General features: G+C 64.1%; 12 protein-coding genes. 10 read left to right on the forward strand and 2 right to left on the reverse strand.

Annotation, left to right across the window (positions count from 1 at the left end; translation table 11 throughout):
* Positions 1 to 28 precede the first annotated feature (28 nt).
* From NTV05_16590 to NTV05_16610, 5 genes are all read left to right on the forward strand, one after another.
* Complete coding sequence (locus NTV05_16590; GenBank protein ID MCX6546015.1) at positions 29 to 838, forward strand: ABC transporter permease; 810 nt, start codon at positions 29 to 31, stop codon at positions 836 to 838.
* Positions 838 to 1596: an ABC transporter ATP-binding protein gene (locus NTV05_16595; GenBank protein ID MCX6546016.1), complete on the forward strand. Its 759-nt coding sequence runs from the start codon at positions 838 to 840 to the stop codon at positions 1594 to 1596. Before NTV05_16590 ends, NTV05_16595 begins: the two co-directional genes overlap by 1 nt.
* Positions 1597 to 1640: 44 nt before the next feature.
* Positions 1641 to 4412, forward strand: a complete 2772-nt coding sequence (locus tag NTV05_16600; protein ID MCX6546017.1) for a glycosyltransferase — start codon at positions 1641 to 1643, stop codon at positions 4410 to 4412.
* An 80-nt stretch (positions 4413 to 4492) separates the two neighbouring features.
* A complete protein-coding gene (locus NTV05_16605; GenBank protein MCX6546018.1) occupies positions 4493 to 4933 on the forward strand; it encodes an Ig-like domain-containing protein in 441 nt (146 codons plus the stop codon).
* A gap of 11 nt (positions 4934 to 4944) precedes the next feature.
* On the forward strand, positions 4945 to 7296 hold the full coding sequence (locus NTV05_16610) for a hypothetical protein (GenBank protein ID MCX6546019.1): 2352 nt from the start codon (positions 4945 to 4947) through the stop codon (positions 7294 to 7296).
* Here the strand turns inward: NTV05_16610 and NTV05_16615 are convergent.
* Complete coding sequence (locus NTV05_16615) at positions 7293 to 9791, reverse strand: hypothetical protein (GenBank protein MCX6546020.1); 2499 nt, start codon at positions 9789 to 9791, stop codon at positions 7293 to 7295. The genes NTV05_16610 and NTV05_16615 overlap by 4 nt on opposite strands.
* Positions 9788 to 11785: a GtrA family protein gene (locus NTV05_16620; GenBank protein MCX6546021.1), complete on the reverse strand. Its 1998-nt coding sequence runs from the start codon at positions 11783 to 11785 to the stop codon at positions 9788 to 9790. Before NTV05_16620 ends, NTV05_16615 begins: the two co-directional genes overlap by 4 nt.
* A gap of 128 nt (positions 11786 to 11913) precedes the next feature.
* Here NTV05_16620 and NTV05_16625 point away from each other — a divergent pair, with 128 nt between their 5' ends.
* From NTV05_16625 to NTV05_16645, 5 genes are all read left to right on the forward strand, one after another.
* Positions 11914 to 15981, forward strand: a complete 4068-nt coding sequence (locus NTV05_16625) for a hypothetical protein (protein MCX6546022.1) — start codon at positions 11914 to 11916, stop codon at positions 15979 to 15981.
* Positions 15982 to 16106: 125 nt separating this feature from the next.
* The gene (locus NTV05_16630) at positions 16107 to 17891 is read left to right on the forward strand and encodes a hypothetical protein (GenBank protein MCX6546023.1); all 1785 of its coding nucleotides are present in this window, start codon (positions 16107 to 16109) and stop codon (positions 17889 to 17891) included.
* Positions 17888 to 19039, forward strand: coding sequence for a glycosyltransferase family 1 protein (locus NTV05_16635; GenBank protein ID MCX6546024.1), 1152 nt, complete (start codon positions 17888 to 17890; stop codon positions 19037 to 19039). The genes NTV05_16630 and NTV05_16635 overlap by 4 nt, the downstream gene beginning before the upstream one ends.
* 4 nt (positions 19040 to 19043) lie before the next feature.
* The gene (locus NTV05_16640; protein MCX6546025.1) at positions 19044 to 20051 is read left to right on the forward strand and encodes a glycosyltransferase family 2 protein; all 1008 of its coding nucleotides are present in this window, start codon (positions 19044 to 19046) and stop codon (positions 20049 to 20051) included.
* Complete coding sequence (locus NTV05_16645; GenBank protein ID MCX6546026.1) at positions 20048 to 20926, forward strand: glycosyltransferase family 2 protein; 879 nt, start codon at positions 20048 to 20050, stop codon at positions 20924 to 20926. The genes NTV05_16640 and NTV05_16645 overlap by 4 nt, the downstream gene beginning before the upstream one ends.
* Positions 20927 to 20939: the final 13 nt, after the last annotated feature.

Raw genomic sequence — 20939 nt, forward strand, 5'->3', positions numbered from 1 at the left:
TAATCTAATCGCGCGAAATATGACCGATATGATGGACCGCGCGACCGAGCGCCCGAGCATCGGGAGCACGATTGCGGGATTGATACGCTATCGGGAACTGCTGAAGAACCTGGTCCTGAAGGACCTGAAGCTCAAGTACCGCGGATCGGTGCTCGGATTCCTCTGGTCGCTCGTCAATCCGCTTATGATGATCGGCGTGTACGCCGTCGCGTTCACGTACATCCTGCGCACCAGCGTCGAGGGATTCGTGTTCTTCCTGCTCCTGGGAATCCTGCCGTGGAGCTTCTTCGCCAGCTCGGCCACGATGTCCACCGGCGCCATCATCGACAGCGGCAGCCTGATGAGAAGCGTCAGGTTCCCGCCGGCGATCCTGCCGATCGCGACAGTGCTTTTCAACCTGGCGCAGTACCTGCTGACGATCGTCGTGTTCCTACCGCTGATGCTGCTGGTGTACCGGGTGCCGCCATCAGGTCCGATGTTGCTGTACCCCGTCTTCCTCGGCCTGCAGGTGATGTTCACCGTGGGGGTCGCGCTGCTGCTCGCCGCGGGAACGGCGTATTTCCGGGACATCCGGCATCTGCTTGACATCGCCCTCTCGATTCTCTTCTGGCTGACACCGATTGTGTACCCCCTGGCCCGGGTGTCAGAAGGGTTGCGGGCATTGATCCTGTTGACGCCCCTGTCGCCGTTCATCGTCGCCTACCAGCAGATCTTCTACTACCGCCAGTGGCCTGGCACCCGGGTCTGGATGATCGCCACCGTGTACGCGTTCGGCACCCTGTGGGCGGGTGTGCGGGTATTTCTGGCGGTCGAAGACCGGCTGTCGGAGCGACTCTGATGGACACGGCCATCATCGCCGAAGGTCTGTCCAAACGGTTCTTTCTGCGCCACAACCGGGCCGGCGAACTGAAAGTCCGGTTTCTGGGCGTGTTTCACGCGAACAAGCGGGAGATGGTCGAAGAGTTCTGGGCGCTCCGGGATGTGTCGCTGTCGATTGGCCGGGGCGAGACGGTCGGCGTGGTCGGACGAAACGGTTCGGGAAAGAGCACGTTTCTGAAGCTCGTCGCCGGGCTGTACCAGCCCACCGCAGGGCGCCTGCTGGTGGCCCGCGCCGCCCGGATCGGCACGATGATCGAACTCGGAGTCGGCTTTCATGGTGAGCTGAGCGGACGCGAGAATGTGTTTCTGAATGCCTCGATCAACGGCCTGTCGCGGGGCGAGACCGAGGCCCTCTATCCCGCGATCGTCGCGTACTCGGGGCTCGAGCACTTCATGGACGTGCCAATCAAGAACTACTCGTCGGGCATGCACATGCGGATCGGCTTTGCCATCGCCGCCAATCTCGATCCGGACATTCTGCTGCTCGACGAGATTTTCGCGGTGGGCGATGCGGACTTTCAGCAGCAGTGCATCCATACCGTGAGGGACTTCAGGGCACGCGGCAAGACGATCCTGTTCGTTTCGCATTCGCCCGAGGCGGTACGGGCGATCTGCGACCGGGTGCTCGTCCTCGACCATGGACGGCTGTTGTATGATGGCGCGGTCGATGGGGGACTTGCCTGCTACGCGGACCTCGCGGCCACGCCGATCCGATGACTCACGGCGCCGCTCCGACCCGGTTGCCCGCGCATGAGGGTTCCGTGCAGACTCGCCGCGACGAGATCGCAATTGAACTCGATGCCCTGGCGGCGCGCGAACGCGAATTGCGCCTGGCACTGGACGCGAATCTCGCCAGTATCAAGGCTATCAGGGCCACCTGGATCTACCGGATCACACACGTCGTGCGGCTGGTCGTTCCGCGCCGCGGAGCGGCTCAGACACTCGGGGCCGACCTGTCTCTGCCATCGGAACCGCTGCGGCCAGACGGGGATGGGCAGCCCGGGTCCGACGCCGCGCCCCAACGCGACGAATCGCCGGAACGCGTGCTGGCAAGGCGGCGAGCGGCACTGTCCCGCCTTGAGGAAGAGGCCAGCCGGGTTCACCTGCAACTGCATCACCTGATCCTCTCGCGCCCCCGGCGGGCGTGGATCCGGTTGCGCGCCAACATGGTCTTTGCCACCCACCCGTCATGGACCCTTGGCGCCCTGTGGCGGTTGATCTGCAGTCGCGGCCTGGCCGGCGGGATTGGCACGGCCCTGCATCGGTTCTTCTGGACCACCGATCTGTTTCGCTTCCATCCCTTGGAGGATCAACGAACCGATCAGCCTCACGCCGGTGACGCGATTCGGTGGCTGCCCCCGGTTCGGATCAGCCACCAGACCCGCCACGCGCTGTTCATGCACCCCACGTCGGCGGTCTCGTTCCGGTTTGCTCCTCAGGCCGGCTCGCGCGTGATCGCCGACTGCGGCCTGCTGCCGATCGTGTGGGCGAACAACCGGGGCGGCGTGGTGTTTGCGCTCGATGTCGAGGTCCCCTCGCTCGACTGGCGGACCACGCGTTCGCTTCGCATCAATCCCGGCGAACGGTTCGCCGATCGCCGCTGGCGCCGCGTGGCCGTGCAGTTGCCGCCGGGTGCACTCCCAGAGGTCGTCGTGGGTTTCGCGACGACGCTGCCTGCGGGAGTATCCGGGGCCAACGCGTGGGCCGTCTGGGGTGAGCCGCGGATCGAATGGCGGCGGACGTTGGCCGACAGGTGGCGGTCGATTCGGGCGTTCGGTGTTCGAATCCGACGCTCGGGACTGATTGGGACGCTCCGGCAAATCAGAGATCTGCAGTCGGCCGACGAGCACACGGCGCGATACAGGCGCTGGATCGCGATCAACACGCCGATGGAGACTGATCTCGCACAGATGGCTGCCGCGGTGGCGGGGTTTGGCATTCGCCCGCGGATCAGTGTGATCACGCCTGTCTACAACACGGATCCGAGGTGGCTGCGCGCCTGCGTCGAATCGGTGCGCGGCCAGGTGTACCCCGACTGGGAGCTGTGCCTGGCCGACGACGGATCGACCAGGCACGGGACTCTTCGTGTTCTGAAGGAGTACGAAGCGCTAGGCGATTCGCGGATCCATGTCGTCCACTGCGCGAGAAACGGCGGCATCTCCGCCGCGTCAAACGCGGCGCTCGATGTGGCAACCGGCGAGTTCTTCGCCCTGCTCGATCACGACGACGAACTGGCGCCGGAAGCGCTGTATGAGGTGGCCCGCTTCCTCAACGAGGTTCCGGACGCTGACTGGATCTACTCCGACGAAGACAAGCTCGACGCGGCCGGGGAGCGTTGCGACCCGTACTTCAAACCCGACTGGTCGCCCGAGCATTTCCGGTCAACGATGTACACCTGTCACCTGATGGTGCTGCGTGCCAGCCTGGTCAGGGACGTGGGCGGGTTCAGGTCACGTTGCGATGGTGCGCAGGACTACGACCTCGCGCTGCGCGTCAGTGAGCGCTCCGAGCGCATCCATCACATCCCGAAGATGCTCTACCGGTGGCGGAAGCTCCCCGAGTCGACCGCCTCGTCTGGCACCGCCAAGAACTGGGCTTCAGACGCCGGGGAACGGGCGCTGCAGGACCACGTGGCCCGCTGCGGGCTGGATGCCACCGTGGTGCCCGGCCCGGCGAACGGCCTGTACCGCGTGCGTCACAGAATCGCCGGCAAGCCGCTCGTCTCCATCATCATTCCGACCACCGGTCGTACGCGCGACGTCGAGGGACCTCAGATCAGCGTATTGGAATGCATCCAATCGATTGTGCGGAAGTCCACGTACGACCGCTACGAGCTCGTGATTGCCGATGACAGCAGCCTGCCGGAGGCGACCGAGGCGTTCCTGGAGGCGGTGCCGCACACGCGCGTGCATCATCCCGTCGAAGGCGCATTCAACTACCCCCGCAAGCTGAACGCTGCCGTGCGGGAGAGCCACGGCAGCCACCTTCTCCTGTTCAACGACGACATCGAGGTGATCACTCCCGAGTGGATCGAGGCGATGCTCGAGTTCTCCCAGCAGGATGCCATCGGCGCGGTCGGCCCCAAGCTGCTCTATCCGGACGGGCGAATTCAGCACATCGGCGTCGTGATGGGTGTGTGCGGGCTGGCCGCGCACGCGTTTCATGGCCACGCAGGGTCCTCCACCGGCTACGGGTCGAGTGCCCTCATCATCAAGAACTACTCGGCGGTCACGGCAGCGTGCATGATGACGCGCCGCGACCTGTATGAGCGGATGAACGGGTTTGACGAGCGTTTCGCGCTTGATTTCAACGATGTCGACTACTGCATGCGCCTTCGTCGGGCCGGGTACAGAATCGTGTTCACGCCACACGCGGAGTTGTGCCATGTCGAATCCGCGACGGCTCCGGCTCGGACCTGGAAATCCAGCGACCTCGAGCTGATGAGGACGACGTGGGCCGATGTCTGCGAACGTGATCCCTATTACAATCCCCATCTGACGCGCGACTTCCCCGACTATCGCGTCAGGATATGACGGAGAATCGAACGATGTCGGACCTTCGGTGTGCCGCCGGGGCCGGCCGCGGAGCAAGGTGGCAACACAGGGAGTGCGCCATGAGAGATCTGGTGACTTGTCGGCGCGTCGTTCGCATCGCGACCATCGCCGTCGCTCTCTCCTCGTTCCTCGCCTGCGGAGAACGGGTGAAGAACCCGGACAACGAGTTGCCACAGGGCGTCGTCGATACGCCCAAGGCGGGCGACGTGCTCAAACCTGGAAAGACCCTGGTGGGCGGCTGGGCCGTCGACGACTCGGGGGTCTCCGAGATCCGGATCTACTTTGACGGCCACTACAAGACGAGCGTGCGGCTCGGCGTGCCCCGGCCGGATGTCGCCAGAGCGATGCCCCGGTACGCGCGACGCGGCGACATCTATGGCTGGAACGTCGAGGTGGATTTTGGCATCGGTCCGGGCCCTCACACGATTCTCGTGCAGGCCATCGACGACAGCGGCGCGACCAGGGACATCGGGGTCGTCCCGGTCACCGTGCCTCAGTAGGGTCGCCAGGCGTGAAGCTCAGAACGATCATCTGGCCGGCGCTGCTGACTGCGGTGCTGGGCGTTCCCGTCATCAGCGCTCTCCTCCATCAGGTACCCAATACCCTGGACACCGAGATCGTGGGCGACGGAACGAAGTGGCCGGCAACCGCGGTGGATCTCGGCGTCACCTATCTTCCGGGTGGCATCAAGCGGGCGCAGATCGGCCTCTGGCAGAACCGGCCCGAGCGCATCATTGGCCACCAGGAAATCCACCTCCCGTTTGTCACGTATGACGCCGCGCCCACGCTCCTCAGCGGCGAGATCCGCATCCGGGGCACCGAGTGCGTATACCAGGCGGAATCGGGCGCCAGAATTCCCAACGGCCGCTACATCGTCTTCAAGCGCGGCACAGGGTGTTCATCACTGTTTTTCGATTCGCTCCCCGGGCGTGTTGATCTGACTGTCACCTTCCGGGGCCCGGGCCACCTGGGTCTTGTTTCTCACTGGATCCCGGCACGTCAGTACGATCCGGAATGGATGTCGCTCTCGGATCCGGGATCCGCTGGAGAATCGAGCATCGCCGTGGCGCACGGACTCTACGTCGATTCGTTCCCCGGGGTCGCCAGGCGCCGCGCTGACCTCCTCTCGTACATGTGGCAGGGTTCGGTACCAACGGCGTGGCTGTGGGGCGCGGTCGCCCTGGCTCTGGCCCTGGTCTTCGCCGCCGGGATGATGCTGGCGCCGACCGACAATCGCGACGGACCCGTCAAGGCCGTTTCGGGCGCCGTGGGAATCGCCTGTCTTGGACTCGCGCTCGCGCTGCTCTACGCCGTGCTGATTCCTCCGCTCCAGGCGCCGGATGAACCGGATCACATGCTGGCCTTTGCCAACGTCGCGAACCGTCCAGAACTGAGCGAGGGCACCGCCGCGCTGGCCAGAGCCGGCCATTTCGATCGGATTCGCTTTCACGGCGACAGCCGCTTCCGGCCCGTCGACATTGGCAGCCCGGCGTCCACGACCTGGGGCAAGGAGGTGTTCGCTCACAATGTGGCTGAGCGGAGCACAACAACATGGCTCTGGTGGAAGTTGCTGACACGGGCCGTTCGGCCGCTCGATACGGCGCACACGCTGCTGGCGATCAGGTTCGCCGATGCCCTGCTGTTCGCATTCGTGCTCGGTCTCGCTGCGGCGCTGGTCCGGATCTCTGTTTCGGAGTCGGTCGCGGCACCGTCCGCCGTCGTGCTGGCCCTGCTGCTGGTGCCGACGCTGCCGTCCTACGCCACGCATGTATCCGAGTTCGCGGTTCTGACGTCGGCCTACGTCGTGGTGGCGGCGATGATCGCCGGCCTCTGCCTCGATGGCCGCGGATCTCATCTGCTGGGGCTGCCGCTCGGATTGGCGATGGCGGCGGTGTTCGGAAGCGGGCGCAGCGGACTGCCGTTCGGCGCTGTTCTGGCCGCCGTGGTGGCGGGGCGCGCATGGCTCGGATCGCGGCTGGATGGTCCGGCGAGCCGCGACCTTCGCCGCAGCCTTATCTTCTGGGCCGGTCTGGGCGCCGGACTCGCAACGTTCGAACTGCTAACGACGCCGACCTTCAGAAACGGCCTGTGGCCTGGCGACGCCGGGCAGGTGCCAGAACGCGTCAAGGCGTGGGCCGAATTGCTCCGCGCTCATCCCGGATGGATCACGGCGGCCGCCCCGGTCGGGTTCGTGCTCGAGCTGGGCACTGGGTGGATCAGACGGCGCCTGGGGAACCCGGGGCGCTTCGTCACCGGATTGGTGCGATGGGTGAGCTATGGGGCCGCCGCCGCAATCATCGTGAGTCTGATCGTCTCGATCGTCGTGCCATATCCCACGCTCGACACGCGCGAAGTGTCTATGCCCTCGTCGGCAAGTGCGTATGCGGGCCACGTGCTTGCGGTTGCCCTGACGGGATTACGGCTGGTTCATCACGATCTCCTGCTGTCATCATCGTTCTGGGAAGGCTTCGGCTGGGTCGATACGCTGCCCGGCGACGGGTTCATGTCGGTACTCGTCCTGCTGAGCGGGGCAGCCGCGATCGGCCTGTTCATCTACGTGGGAAAAACCCGTCAGCTTCGACGCGGCATCTGGATCGCGATGCTCGTCTGCGGGTGGGTCGCGGCGCTCGTGCTGTACGCCGTGTCGAGCTACTACCTGCATCGGAACCTCATGGGCCGCTACCTTGTGGGGTTCTACCTGACCTCGCTCGCTGTCTTCTGGAGCATTGCCGCGATCCTGCCGCGGCGGGTGCATGACGAGCCTAGTTGGCGCGCCGGCATCAGCCGCGAGTGGCTGATCGCCGCGACGGCGTGCGGCATCCATGCCTGGGCGCTGCGCTTCATCCTGGCGCGGTACTTCTAGCGGGAAGTGATGGTCAGTCTCCAGTGGTTGACGCAGGAGACCTGATGATCGCCTTCCACTTGTGCCACGGTCGCGGTATACACGTCAGGAGTCAACGCGCTGGTGCTGCCCGCGGCTCGAAATGAGTGGGCGCCCTGCGATTCGGTTCGCAGATAGAACAGCTTCCCACGGCTGGATATCAGTTCGATCCAGCGTTCTCCAGACGGTTTCCACGCCGGTCCCGACGCCTCGCCTCTGAAATCCAGCGGGGCTCCCCGCCGGATCGTATACATCGGAGCGGGCCCCTCACCATTGATGGACGAGAAGTCGCACGCCAGCCGCAACGCCGGATCGACGATCGCACCTGGCCGTCCTGGTTCGGAGACGAACTGGCCCGTCGCTGCGGCCGGCGGCAACGGAGTGACGAATGGACGAAGATATTCTACGCTCGCGGCCTTGAAGACGGCGCCGAGCATGCCGGGACCACTCAGACGAAATTGCAGTGGGGAATCTCCCGGCGTCGCGAAATCGAACGTGGTCACACCGGACGCACTCCCCTGCCGCCTGGCCAGGACCAGTTTGCCCACGGTTCGTTCCACTTCGGCAAAGAACGGCCGCGACGGATCCGGTCTGACGAAGAACGTCGCGCGATAGTGACCGGCGAGCAGGTTCACCGGTTGTCCCAACATCTGATACACCTGCTGCGCGGGAGGGAGTCCGAGTGGCCAGAGGTACGACAATTCCTCGGTGATGTCGATGACATAGATCGGTTTCGGATCGGCATGCAGCGTCTCCGTCAGCCTGTACAGATAGTACGGATACTGGTAGCTCACCAGCTGGAGATCGGTCATGCGGGTGGCGGAAAGGAGATGATCGCCGGGGCGCATCCAGGTCCGGATCTGTTCGGGATAGCGCGCAATCCGGACGTCGTAGTGCCCCAGTGCTTCAATTTGCAGCACGAACAGATCGCTGAGATCGAACCTCCGGTGCCAGTTGATAAAGAACTGATCGAGCGGCGTGACGAGGTGCTGTTCCTGGTAGTACGCCATGTTGGCGCACACGATCAACCGCGCATTCGCGTTGACGTTGCTCCGTGACAGAAAACTGGTGATGCGCGACACGGGGTATCCGGCGCTGCCCGCCAACGCGAACATCTCCCTGGCGCTGCTGACGAACGTCAGCGAGAAGAACGCGAAGACGAGCACCGCGGCAACGCGCTGCACTCGAAAGCGAGGCGTCAACAGAATCAAGGCACCAGCCACCAACACGAGACCGACGGCACCCGTGATCAGATGGCGCGGCGAAAAAGAATCGACGGAGACCCACGCGAAGGAACCGACGGCGCTGACCCAAGGCACGGCGACGACCGGATTGTAGTGCGCGGCCCGGTAGATCGGAATCAATAGAAGCAGTGGCACCAGGATGAACAACGCGCGGGTACTCATCCAGGAACCCTTCAGCGAATCGGTGCCCTTCACCGCGAACATGGCGATGAGCGGAAACGAGTAGAAGAACAGCCGTTCGTCCAGTTCACCAGTGAGTCCGCCCAGCAGGATTCCGTGAATCGTAATCTGGGCGCCTATGGTGGCTGCCAGGAGGACGGCCAGTGGGAATCGGGTGCGGCCGCACTGTGTGAACCAGAGAAGCAGCGGAATCGCCACCAACAACCCGGGGGCGAGAAGCAGATCGGCGAGATAGAGTCCGAAGACGGACGCGGTCAGATGCGGTAACCCGTAGTCACCCAAGGTGCGGCCGTACATTCCGAGCCCGGCAGACTGACTCGTGTACTTGTAGGCCTGCCAGAGTGCCTGCGTAGCGATCACGAGGCCACACATGGAGACGATCTGCCACGCAAAGCGCGGGGGGGTCTGCTTACGCCGGAGCAGGGTCGCCGTGACCACAATCACGGTGACCAACACGGCGACAGCGAAGGACAACGACGCCAGCTTCGTGAGCAGCATCAACGACAAGCAGGTTCCGCCGAGCATAGCGCGACGCCAGGTGGGCTGTTCGACCCACAGGGCAAATGCGACGAAGGCCGTCATGAAGAGCGGGTAGTTCACCGTCTCCGCCATGTACATGCCGGCGAACAAGGTGTGTGGGAGAAACGCCGCCGCAGCCGCCATCAGATAGACGGAGAGACGGTCGAGCCCGATGAGACGGCCCAACCGGTATGCCGGAAAGACCACCAGTGAGATAAACGCACAACTGAAGAAGAGCGCCGAGATCCGTGCATTTGATCCCACCGAGTGCGCAAAGGCGACAAACAGGGGATACAGCGGCGGCAGGGCGGTGTGGACTTCACCGCGCGTGGTGAAGCCGGCACCCAGGCGGATACTATCCCCGAGGCCGATGTACTGCACCTCATCGGTGGCGAGCAATGGGAATTTCGCTTGCGCCCGAAGACGCAGGAAATGCACGGCGACGCTGACAACGTAAATCAGCGTGAGCCACACCCATGGGGGAATAGGAGCGCGCTGCCGCCGCTCCCCGGGAAACGTCCCCAGTCCGATCATTTCAGTACCGCTGGTTCCGAAAGAAGGGAATCCGCAGGAAAGGCCCGCGCGACCACGATCCCCTGCGTGTACACGACCGGCCAGTTAATGGATACGTCCAGGACGTCCCCGTGCCTGCGCACCTCAGTCACGACCTCGTTGAGCGGCAAAGGCCTCTCGTCCGGAAACCTCCAGGCCCCTGCCAGTTCCGTCAGGAAACGCGCGACGACGTATAACCACGTCGGAGTCGGAAACGTGATGATCACCAGGGCGCCGGGTTTCGCGCGGACAAAATGCGCGTGAATGGCTCTGGCGGTATCCTGACGCCCGAAATGTTCTATCAGACCGACGCTGATCACGAGGTCGGCGGGCGCGACACTACTCGTGGAATTGATCACATCGTCGTTGATGACTTCAACGGCTTCGTCATCGCCATGTCGTTCCCGGAATATAGCCAGGCCCCGTTGATTATTGTCAATAATGGCGTACGCCGCGTCGGGGTATTTCGCCCTCAATCCTGAAAAGAAACAACTATTTCCGCCGCCCAGTTCACAAATTCGAGAAATGGGCGTCGTGCCATACGTATCGACTAGTCGGTGGATTCTATCTTCGGTGAACTTGCGTGATATCGACGATGTCTTGAATGGCGCATTGTAGTACGCATCCCAGTGGGTCTTCTGCTCCCTGGTCGATCGGGCTGAGTAGACCAGTATGTTCTGGGCGGCAAAGCTCAATAGAAAGATGGTTCCCTCGGCAATGATCTTGGCGATATAGGGGCTCACATTGAGATATGTGACCATCGGCGCGATAAGGCTGTACGACAACATCATGAGGACCACGACGAGAATGCAATACTTGACGATCTCACTGGCCGCGCTATTCCCCGATTTGAACACCCACGACTTGCCCAGGGTGAATTGAAACGTCCCTGCTCCCAGTCGGGCGGCAGCAATGCTGAGAAACAGGCTTCCTGAGTTCAGGAGGAACAGCGCAAATATCAGGTAGTCGATGGCGGCGGTGGCCAGGGACAGTATTGAGAAGCGCAGAAACACGAAGTAGATCTTCAGTGAATCGCGCAGGTAATTGAAGTGGGAGCCTTCGTTGTTGGCCTTGTAGATGGTGCGGATAGGGACTTCGTGAAACGTGCGCCGGCTTCTCGCCGCGCGAATCAGCATGTCCAATTCGAAATCGTAGCCTGACTCTACTGAGCGCAGCAGATCACAAAGCACCCCTCTTGGAATACCGCGGAGCCCGGTTTGTGTGTCCACCAGGGTGACACCTGTCACCATCCTGAACACCAGGGCGGTGAGTTTGTTCCCCAGAAGACTTCTCACGGGTACGTTTCTTTCCAGCTTACGGCTGCCCAGACAAAGTGCTTCGGGAAAAGCCTGAAGAGATTCTGAAACGCGCAGAATGTCTTCTATCGCGTGCTGTCCATCCGCGTCCGCTGCGACAACGCCGACGCAGTCTTCGGCATAGTGGACCAGGAAATGGTTGAACGCGGTCTTGAGGGCCTGGCCTTTTCCGAGATTGACGGCATGATGGAGCACTGCAACTTGATTGGAGTGGGCGGCGATGGCATCGAACGTGCGTCGGGATGCTCCAGTGGATCCGTCATCGACAACAACGATGTATTGAGATGGATCCCGGGTGAGGCCATCTACCAAAGCAATCAACTCTTCGCCTGGCTGGTAGGCCGGAATGATGATGACAGGCTTCAATGTGACATCTCCTGCTCGCAGCCCGTGGCGCAAGTGATTGCTCCCTCGCACCGTGTTGCTCGCAGATCGAAAACCGCTGCCGGAAAGGCATGGATAGCTGGCTCGGCCGCTCGGCGAATCAGATGAGTATACCGCTGCGAATGGGCGAGAGGCTTCGGCGCGGCCGGCGAGACCACGCGCGACCGACAAGAATTGCCGTGCAGAGACGATTTCGACACGGGCATCGTGGAAGCCGGAGCAGAGACGACCTTGATTGCCGCCCGATCGCGCGGCCTGGATCTTGCAGTCGCTCATTGGCTCCCGGTGGCGTCAACAGCGGCCACGCGTCGCGTGTGACGAGTTACCGCCATGGTACAATCGCCGCCGTTACTCCCCGCGGTCGTTATCATATGGTCCATTCAGAGCGCCCCGTTCGCCTTCTAGTGCTCCTATTCGTCGCGATGCTCGCGGTCGCCCTTCCGGCTGGCGACGCGGCCGCGCAAACGGTGAACCGCGACGACATCCTCTACATCCTCCCGTATTGGGGAGGCTACCTGGGTGCCGACGACGCGGCTGTCAGTGCAGAAATTACCGACCTGCGTAAGAGAGTCGGCCCCGAAGGGCCCTACGTCAAGCTAGGCTTCTCGCTGTATATCTTCCTGTCGATGCAGGATTGGAACGTGGACATCTCCAATCCGACAGCGGTCCGGGCAGCCATCAGTACGAACATCACGCAGATCGATGATGCGGTGGCCAAGGCGCACGCCAATGGGTTTCCGGTCGCGCTCGCGATTCAGACGGCCATCCGGGAACGCTACGACCCGGTGCAGTCTGCCTCTGAGGCCGAGGACATCCGCAGCATGCAGTGGTACGCGGACAATGTCCTGGCGGGGGGGTGGTGGACGCATTCGCGTTACGCGCGCAAGCAGTTTGCCATCCAGCAGGCGTACATGCGCGAAATTGCGAAAGAGATCGCACGCCTGATGCGTCAGTACCCGGACACGCTGGTCGCCGCAAGCGGCGATGGCGAAGTGGAGTTGGCGCTAGCCAAGTTTTGGAACCCGAGTACGGGAGGCCCGGCCACCGGATCGGTTAGCGGAACGACGCTCAGGTACAACGGGCAGACGTTTTCGATTGTAGATGGGCGAGTGACGTTCCCTGACTGTTGGGTGTTTGCGGTGGCCGACAGCGGCGCCCTGGCCTTGATGCTACAACCGAAAGACAATCTCGGATGTACTCCCGATCCGACCTATGCCACTAGATACGCCGACTACTCGCCATTCATGGTGGCGGAATTCCGGGACTGGCTCCGGAATGCCGGACTTTACGCGCCAGGGGCCATCTACGCGGGCCAGGGCTATTCCCTCGCCGCGCGGTATGCCGGTGACGCGACGCCGGGCTCCGACACCAATGGCGACGGCCACACGCTGAACGGTGATTTCGGCACGTCCTTTCAGACCTGGAACCTGCTGCACTTCGACTGGAGTCTCAGCGATCAGTTCGTGTCGGCCGACCCGCACGCGATTCCGCTGACCGCCTACCAATCCACCGGGTACAACAAGCTGCCGGCACAGATCCCGGGCGGCTTCGATCCGCCACGAACACCGAAGGCGATAGGAGCCGACGCGTGGTGGGATTTGTGGGTGCTGTTCAAGCAGACGATGCTGCAGCATCACAATCAGGAATTCGCGAAGTGGATGACGACGTCGCCTGAACCGGCGACGGGAGCGACGATTCCGCCCGCGCGCTGGTATTCGGATCAGGTTGCCGCCGACTATCTCTTCAACGGGTCGCCGCAGGTTCCAAACCCACGCTGGTACAGTTCGATGAGCTCGCTGTCGACGGCCGATGTCTCGCCGTACGGCTCGCTTGGCATCACAGCGTTCAATCTCGATTACCGCCCGGCGGGGGCATCCTTCACGCTGCAGAACGCGGCGCCGGCCATCGCCGCACGCGACGTGCGATGGGGCATCATCGAGTGGCACCCCGGTCTCCTGCCAGGCGGCGGCGTGTCGTCCTGGCTGGGCCTCTTCCAGGTCGATATGGAGCTGGTCAAGCAGTACCGGCCGAGCCTGCTTCTACCGTTCGGGTGGGACTTCCACAACTACGAAATCAAGGACACGCTGTTCCAGACGACGCTCGCCGAACTGGTGGCATACCTCAAGGATGGCATGCCCTCCAATGGGCAGATGGCGTTTGATGCGCCAGGCGCCACCGTGACTCAGCCGTTCACGCTCACCGGCTGGGCTGTTGACCTCGGAAAGATTCCCGGTCCAGGCCGGGGGCCGGGCATCGACACGGTCCATATCTACGCGTATCCGAACCCTGGATCCGGCCAAGCGCCCATCTTTCTCGGCTCAGCCACATATGGCGGCACGCGAACTGACGTGGCCGCCAGGTACCCTAGTCAGTTCGGCCAGTTCACCAAGTCAGGCTTCTCGCTGACCGTGCGCGGCCTTCCGGTGGGCCGCTACGACCTGGTCGCCTTCGGGCGCAGCACCGTGAGTGAGACGTTCAATGTGTCCGCCACGGTGAGCGTGACGGTCGGCTATGGAGCGGCGGCGCTCAGTCCGGCGATGCTGGCATTCGGGACCACGAAGGCCGGAAGTGGGGGCGACCTGGTCGCCACCACGCCTGCGCAGATCATCACCGCGTCGTACAGCGGGCCCGGAATTCCCGTCTGGTCAGCCAGTTCTTCCGCAACGTGGCTCCAGATCACGAGCGGGCCCGGCGTCGGGCAGTTTACGGTCGCCATCGTCAATCCCGGCAACGTGATTGGCGGATCGTCATCGCTCTCTGGTGCCGTCACGATCACCGCCTCAAACGTCGGCGTCGGCGGGTCGGTTCCCGTCACGCTGACGGTCAAACAGGTCGGCACGAGCACCGCGCCATTCGGAGCGTTCGACACGCCGGCCGACGGCACGGCGGGGATGCAGGGGTCGTTCGCGGTAACGGGCTGGGCGCTCGACGACGTGGCGATTGACCGGGTGGAGATCTGGCGGGACCTGGTACAGGGGGAAGATCCCACTCATGCCTACGTGACCGATCCGTCTCACCCCGCTCATGGCAAGGTGTTTATCGCGAGTCCGCTGTTCGTGACCGACGCGCGCCCGGACGTCGAGGCGTTGTATTCCAGCTATCCGGCCGCGAACCGCGCGGGCTGGGGCTATTTGCTGCTGTCGTGGGGCCTGGAGGGTCAGGGGAACGGCCCGTACACGCTCTATGCTTACGCGTTTGATGTCGACGGCCACAGCGCGTCGCTCGGCACCAAGACGATCGCGGTCGACAACGCGCATGCGTCCAAGCCGTTCGGGTCGATTGATACGCCGGGGTACGGGGAGACCAGGTCGGGGACCTTCGTGAACTTCGGCTGGGCGCTGACGCCGGCGGGGGACGCGTCGTGCCGGATCAACAATGGGGATGTGTGGGTCACCGTCGACTCGCTCCCGGCCGCGCTGGTCAGCTATGGGGACGCGCGTAGCGATATTGCGGCGGCGTTCCCGGGCTTCCTGAACAGCGCCAACGCGAGTGGTGCGTACTATGTGAACACGACAACGCTGACCAACGGCCGGCACCAGATCGGCTGGCTGGTGTACGACAGTTGTGGCCGGGGCGACGGGATCGGCAGCCGGTTTTTCAACGTGCTGAATGCGCCGAGCGGCGACAGTGCCGGCGCGCGGGGTCCGGGATCTGACCCAACTGGAGGGGCGCCATTGACCGCGCTCTCGAGAGAGACCGCCGTCGCGGCCGGGCGCGATGAATCGCGCCCCTACGCGGGAACGCTGAGGCCTGAGGCTGCGCGCCGGGGGGCGCCAGCGCCGGCGGTTCAGAACGGCGTTGTGTCCGTGCGCCGCCTTGGCGGTGCGTGGGAATCCGTCCCGCCGAACACCGACGGCCGCTATGTGATCGACGTCCCACAGGACGGCCGCATCGAGGTGCGGCTGCCCCCGCTCGACGGCCGGGCGTACGCGGGCGCGCAGGAGGTGGGTGGGAACCGGCGGCTACTGCCTGTGGGCTCGTCGCTGGACGCGAGCGCGGGCGTCTTCTACTGGCAACCGGCGCCCGGGTTCCTGGGCAAGTTCGACCTGGTGTTTGGTCCGTCCTCGGGTGCAGCGGTCACCAGCGGCGATGCCGTCCGCGTGAGTGTCGTGGTGGGCCCGCCGATGCGGGCTATGATCGACACGCCGCAGCCGGAAACGATGGTCACGCAGCCGTTTGAAGTGGCTGGTTGGGCGATTGATCTCGCCGCTGAAGGCGGATCGGGTATCGACACCGTGCATGTCTGGGCGTATCCGCTGACGGGCGAGTCACCTATCTGGCTTGGTGTCGCGGTCCAGGGCGACCCGAGGCCTGATGTCGGCGCGCTCTTTGGCCGGCAGTTCGACGCGGCGGGCTACGGGCTTCGCGTGCGCGACCTGCCGCCGGGCACCTATGATCTGGTCGTCTACCCGCACCGTGCCCGAACCAACACGTTCGACGGGGCGCAGATCGTCCGAGTGGTGGTGCGATAGCGCGCCACAGACTGGCCGACGGCACACACCCGCTCCGGATGACGTGTCCCGCTGGTGGCATTTCTTGATGTGCCCGCGTTCGGCGTCCGCGAGCGCTCCTATGATCGTGGTACTCTAGGGCGCGCATGATGCTCCCGCTCGTGTTCGTGCTGGGTGTCGCCATCGCTGCGGCGCTCTCCTTTGTGGTGCGCCGTGTCGCGGCGAGCCGAGGGGCAGTGGTTTCTGCTCGCCCGGATCGATGGCATCGTGATCCCACGCCGACATTTGGCGGTATCGCGATGGCGGCCGCCACCGTGATCATCACGATCCCGACGCTCTGGCTCTGGGGCGTCCCGGCGGCGTGGCACGACATTCTGCTCATCCTGGGCACATCCAGCATCCTGTTCGGCGTCGGCCTGGTTGATGACAGGCTCCAACTCGCGCCTCTTACAAAACTGGTCGCCACTCTGGCGATCGGATCGTTTCTCCTGTACGGCCTTTCGATCATCTCTGCGACCCGTGTGCCGTGGTGGGAAACGATCATCGTCGTCATCTGGTACGCGGGAACGGTCCATGCCTTCAACCTGCTGGACAACATGGACGGCCTGGCCGGTGGGGTCGCGCTCATCGCCACGATCGTCCTGGCGACCATTTTCGGCGGGGTGCTCGGCCGGTTGTTCACCGTGGTGCTGGTGGCGTTTGCCGGGACCATCGGCGGGTTCCTCATCTGGAACGTGCGACCCGCCCGTCTGTTTATGGGGGATTGCGGGAGCCTGTTTCTCGGCTCGATGATTGCCGGCACGGCGGTCGCCGTTCTTGTCCTTCCCGGTGCCGCGCTGGCGTTCGACGGCCCGATCCTCTGTCTCGTGCTGGTCGTGCCGTTGCTCGATACGTCGTTCGTGCTGGTGCTGCGGCGTCTCGCCGGCCGCGGCGCGACCAAAGGCGGCACCGACCACCTGTCGCACCGGCTGGTGTCGCTGGGCTTGCCCGAGCGCACCGCCGTGTCGGTGCTGTATGGCATGGCGCTGACGGGTGGCGCTGTGGCTTGGTACATTCACGGGGACGGCCTGTCGCGGATACCCTCGGCGGCGTTGTTCGGTGTGGCGCTCGTCCTGGCGAGCGTTTACCTGGCCCGCGTGCCCGCCTATGACGGCGAAGATTTCAGGGTGCTGCAAAGGGCCAGTTTTGCTCCGTTCCTTGGGGTGATCACGTTCCGCTGGCATGCAATCGAGATGCTGCTTGATGTCGTGCTGATCTCGATCGTGCTGTACGCGTCGTATCGCGTCAGGTTCGAGGGCGAGCAACTCGACGTCTTTCTCCCGACCTTTACCGCGTCGCTGCCTGTGGTCCTGGGCTGCAAGCTGCTGGCACTCCACGTATCAGGCGTGTACGACCGGATGTGGGGCTCGTTCAGCATCCGCGACCTGTTCTCGATCGTGCGTGGTGTGCTGCTCGGATCGGCGGCCTCCGTGTTCGTGGCGGCGTACGTGTATCGCTTCGAGCGTTTCTCGCGCGGCGTCTTCGTCGTCGACGCGGCGCTGTTGATCCTGGCGCTCGCCGCTTCTCGCGCCTCGTTTCGCCTGATGGGCGAGGCCGCGAGATTCCAAAGCGCTCGGGCGAAACGGACACTCATCTACGGCGCCGGATCGGGCGGGCAACTCCTGGTTCGCGAGATGCGGACCAACTCGGAGTGGAACCTCAACCCCGTGGCCTTTCTGGATGACGATGCCGCGAAACTCAGGCGACGGTTGATGGGCATCCCCGTCCGGGGCAGTGCCAGCTCGATTGAATCGGTGCTGACGCGCTACCGGATTGAGGAAGTGGTGTTCAGCACCGGGTTGATTGACTCGGAGCGCGAACAGCGAGTGCAGGCGATCTGCGCAAACCGCGGCATCCGCGTGCGGCGGTTTCGGCTGGAGATTACCGAGTGACCCGTTCGCCCGCGCGGCCGCGTGTCGGCTTTGATGCACGCGCGCTTGTCTTTCCCGCTGGAGGTGTGCGGCGCTACGTGCGAGAACTGTTCGGACGCCTGCCGGCGCTTGCGCCGGATATCGAGTTTGTCGCCGTCGATTCACCACGCGGGCTCGACCTGCTTCCGGGAACGGTGCGCGGCCCGGACGCGGTCACGTTGCCCACCAATCTCGCCCGCGCGGCCGTTGCGCTCCCGGCCGTCGTCGCACAGGCCCGCCTCGATTTGTTTCATGCGCCGGCGTACACGGCGCCACTTGTAGGCCGCACACCCGTGGTGCTGACGATTCACGATGTCAGCTATGTGCGGCGGCCCGAGTTCTACGCCCATCAGTCCGGGGTCATCCGCCAGTGGTTCTACCGCCGTAGCGCGTTGCGCGCTGCGCATGTGATCACCGGCTCCACATTCTCTGAACGGGAGATCGTCGCCGCCTACGGCATCTCGCCAACCCGCATCACGGTGGCGCCGCTGGGTGTCGGCTCGCCGTTTTCGCCGGCGCGGGCGGATATCGCCGTCTCGCTCCCGGCGGGGGTTCGAGCCCCGTTTGTCCTGCATGTCGGCGATCTGCATCCCCGCCGCGACGTGATGACGGCGTTACGGGCCGTGCTCAACGTCCGTCAGCGTCAGGCGCGTGTCGAACCAGGTCTCATGTTGGTCTGCGCTGGCCGCGACTACGGGGCGGCACGCGTGCTCCGCCAGGCAAGCGCCGACGCGGGCGCCCCCGATGTGCTGGTCCTTCCGGGTCCGGTGTCGGAAAACGTGCTGCTCTGCCTCTACCAGCGCGCGGTCGTGTTGGTCTATCCTTCGCTCTACGAGGGTTTCGGCTTGCCGGTGCTCGAAGCCATGGCCTGTGGAACGCCCGTGGTGGCGGCCCGCGCTGGGTCGCTGCCCGAGGTCGTTGGCGACGGTGGACTTCTCGTCGAAAGCGGCGACTGGTTGGCGATGGCCGACGCAATCGCGATGCTGCTGACTGATGCGGATCGCCGCCAGGCCCGGCGCGATCGCGGCCTGGCGCGCGCCGCGGAATTCTCCTGGGATCGGACAGCCAGACAGACGCTCGAAGTGTACCGGCGATGCCTCGGCGGAGACACAGCCCGCAACCGACGATGACGCCATGACCGCGACCCGCCCGGACGTATCGGTGATCGTCGTCAATTACAACGGACGAGCGTGGCTGGACGTGTGCCTGGCGTCGCTCGCCGCGCAACGCGACGTTCCCGCGGAAGTCGTGCTGATCGACAACGGTTCATCGGACGGATCCGCCGCGTTTGTCGCCGAGCGCTTTCCGTCCGTCAGGCTGGTGCGGCTCGATCGCAATCTCGGCTTTGCCGGCGGCAACAATGCGGGCGCCCGCCAGGCGAATGGCCGATTGCTGGCGTTCGTGAACAACGACACCGAGGTCGATCCACGCTGGGTGTCGACGCTGAAAGCCGTGTTCGATCGAGACTCGGGTGTCGGCCTGGCCACCTCGCGCATCGTCTATCTACACGATTCTGCCGTCATCGACAGCGCCGGCGACGGATACACGCGATCGGGCGGCGCCTTCAAACGCGGACACGGCCAGCCCGATTCGGCGTATCGGGATGCGGCGGAGGTGTTTGGCGCCTGCGGTGCCGCCTTCATGATTCGCCGCGAGTTGTTCGAGACGCTTGGCGGGTTCGACGAAGACTTCTTTCTCGTGTACGAAGACGTCGATCTGTCCTACAGGGCGCAACTGCTGAACGCTCGCTGCGCCTACGTGCCAGACGCCATCGTCAGGCATGCAGGAAGCGGCACGATGGGCACGGTGAGCCGGCTGTCGGTGTTCTTTGGCCAGCGCAATCTCGAATGGGTCTACTTGAAAAACACGCCGTGGCCGTTGCTGCTCGCCACTCTGCCAGGCCATCTGATCTACTCGCTGGCCGGTGGTCTCTATCTGATGAGGGCCGGACACTTTCGGACATGGATCTCCGCCAAACTGGCTGCGCTTTCCGGGCTGCCGTCGGTTCTGCGGAAACGCCGGCGCGTGCAGCGATCCCGCCGAACGGAACTGCGCCGTTTGTGGGCGCTCATGGATCGCGGCTGGCTGGGGCTCAAGTGGCGTGAGAAGCGGTTCGATGCCGAGAGGGCTGGTGGGCGGTGACACCGGCTCTGTCCGTCATCATCGTCAACTTCAACGCCGGCGATCATCTCGAGCGCTGCCTGTCATCGCTGGCCGAGCACTTGCCCGGCATGGAGTGGGAGGGGCTGGTCATCGACAATGCCTCGACTGACCAAAGCGATCGTGCCGTCGCGAGGTTCGGCCCCCGGGTTGCGCTCGTGCGTAACACCGAGAACATCGGGTTCGGCCGGGCCGTCAATCAGGGGATGGCTGCCACGCGTGCTCCCGTAGTCCTGCTGCTCAATCCTGATGCCCGCCTGCTGAAGGGCGCGGTCGAAGGCCTGCAGGACGTGCTGCGTTCGCACAGCGACTGTGCCGTGGTCGGACCCACCGTCGTTGATGAAGACGGTGGGATCCAGGGAAGCGCGCGCGGCGACCCGAACATGCTCACCGGCCTCTTCGGAAGATCGACGCTGCTGACGCGCCTGTTCCCTGGCGCCGCGGTCACACGCAGGAATGTCGTGAACGCGCGCGAATCGCGGCGCTCGGAGGACAGCGTCGAGGTCAATTGGGTCAGTGGCGCGTGTATGCTCGTCGGCCGCACCGCGTTCGAGCAGGTCGGCGGCTTCGATCCGCAATACTTCTTGTACTGGGAAGATGCGGACTTCTGCCGGCGTCTGCGCGCGGTGGGTTATCGCACAAGGTATCGTCCCGACGCCCGCGTCGTGCATACCGTTGGCCGGTCAAGCCGAACAGCGCAACGGCTGGCCATTCGCGCGTTTCACCAGAGCGCGTACCTCTACTACTCGACGCACGTGGCGAGGTCGGCCTGGCATCCGGCCAGGTGGATCGCGTTTCTGCTGCTGCGCGCACGAGGCTGGTGGAAGACCAGAACCGCGCCGCCGTCCTCGTCCTGAGCCCGCAGTCGAT

This window comes from Acidobacteriota bacterium, assembly GCA_026393755.1.
GTDB lineage: Bacteria > Acidobacteriota > Vicinamibacteria > Vicinamibacterales > JAKQTR01 > JBAXOX01.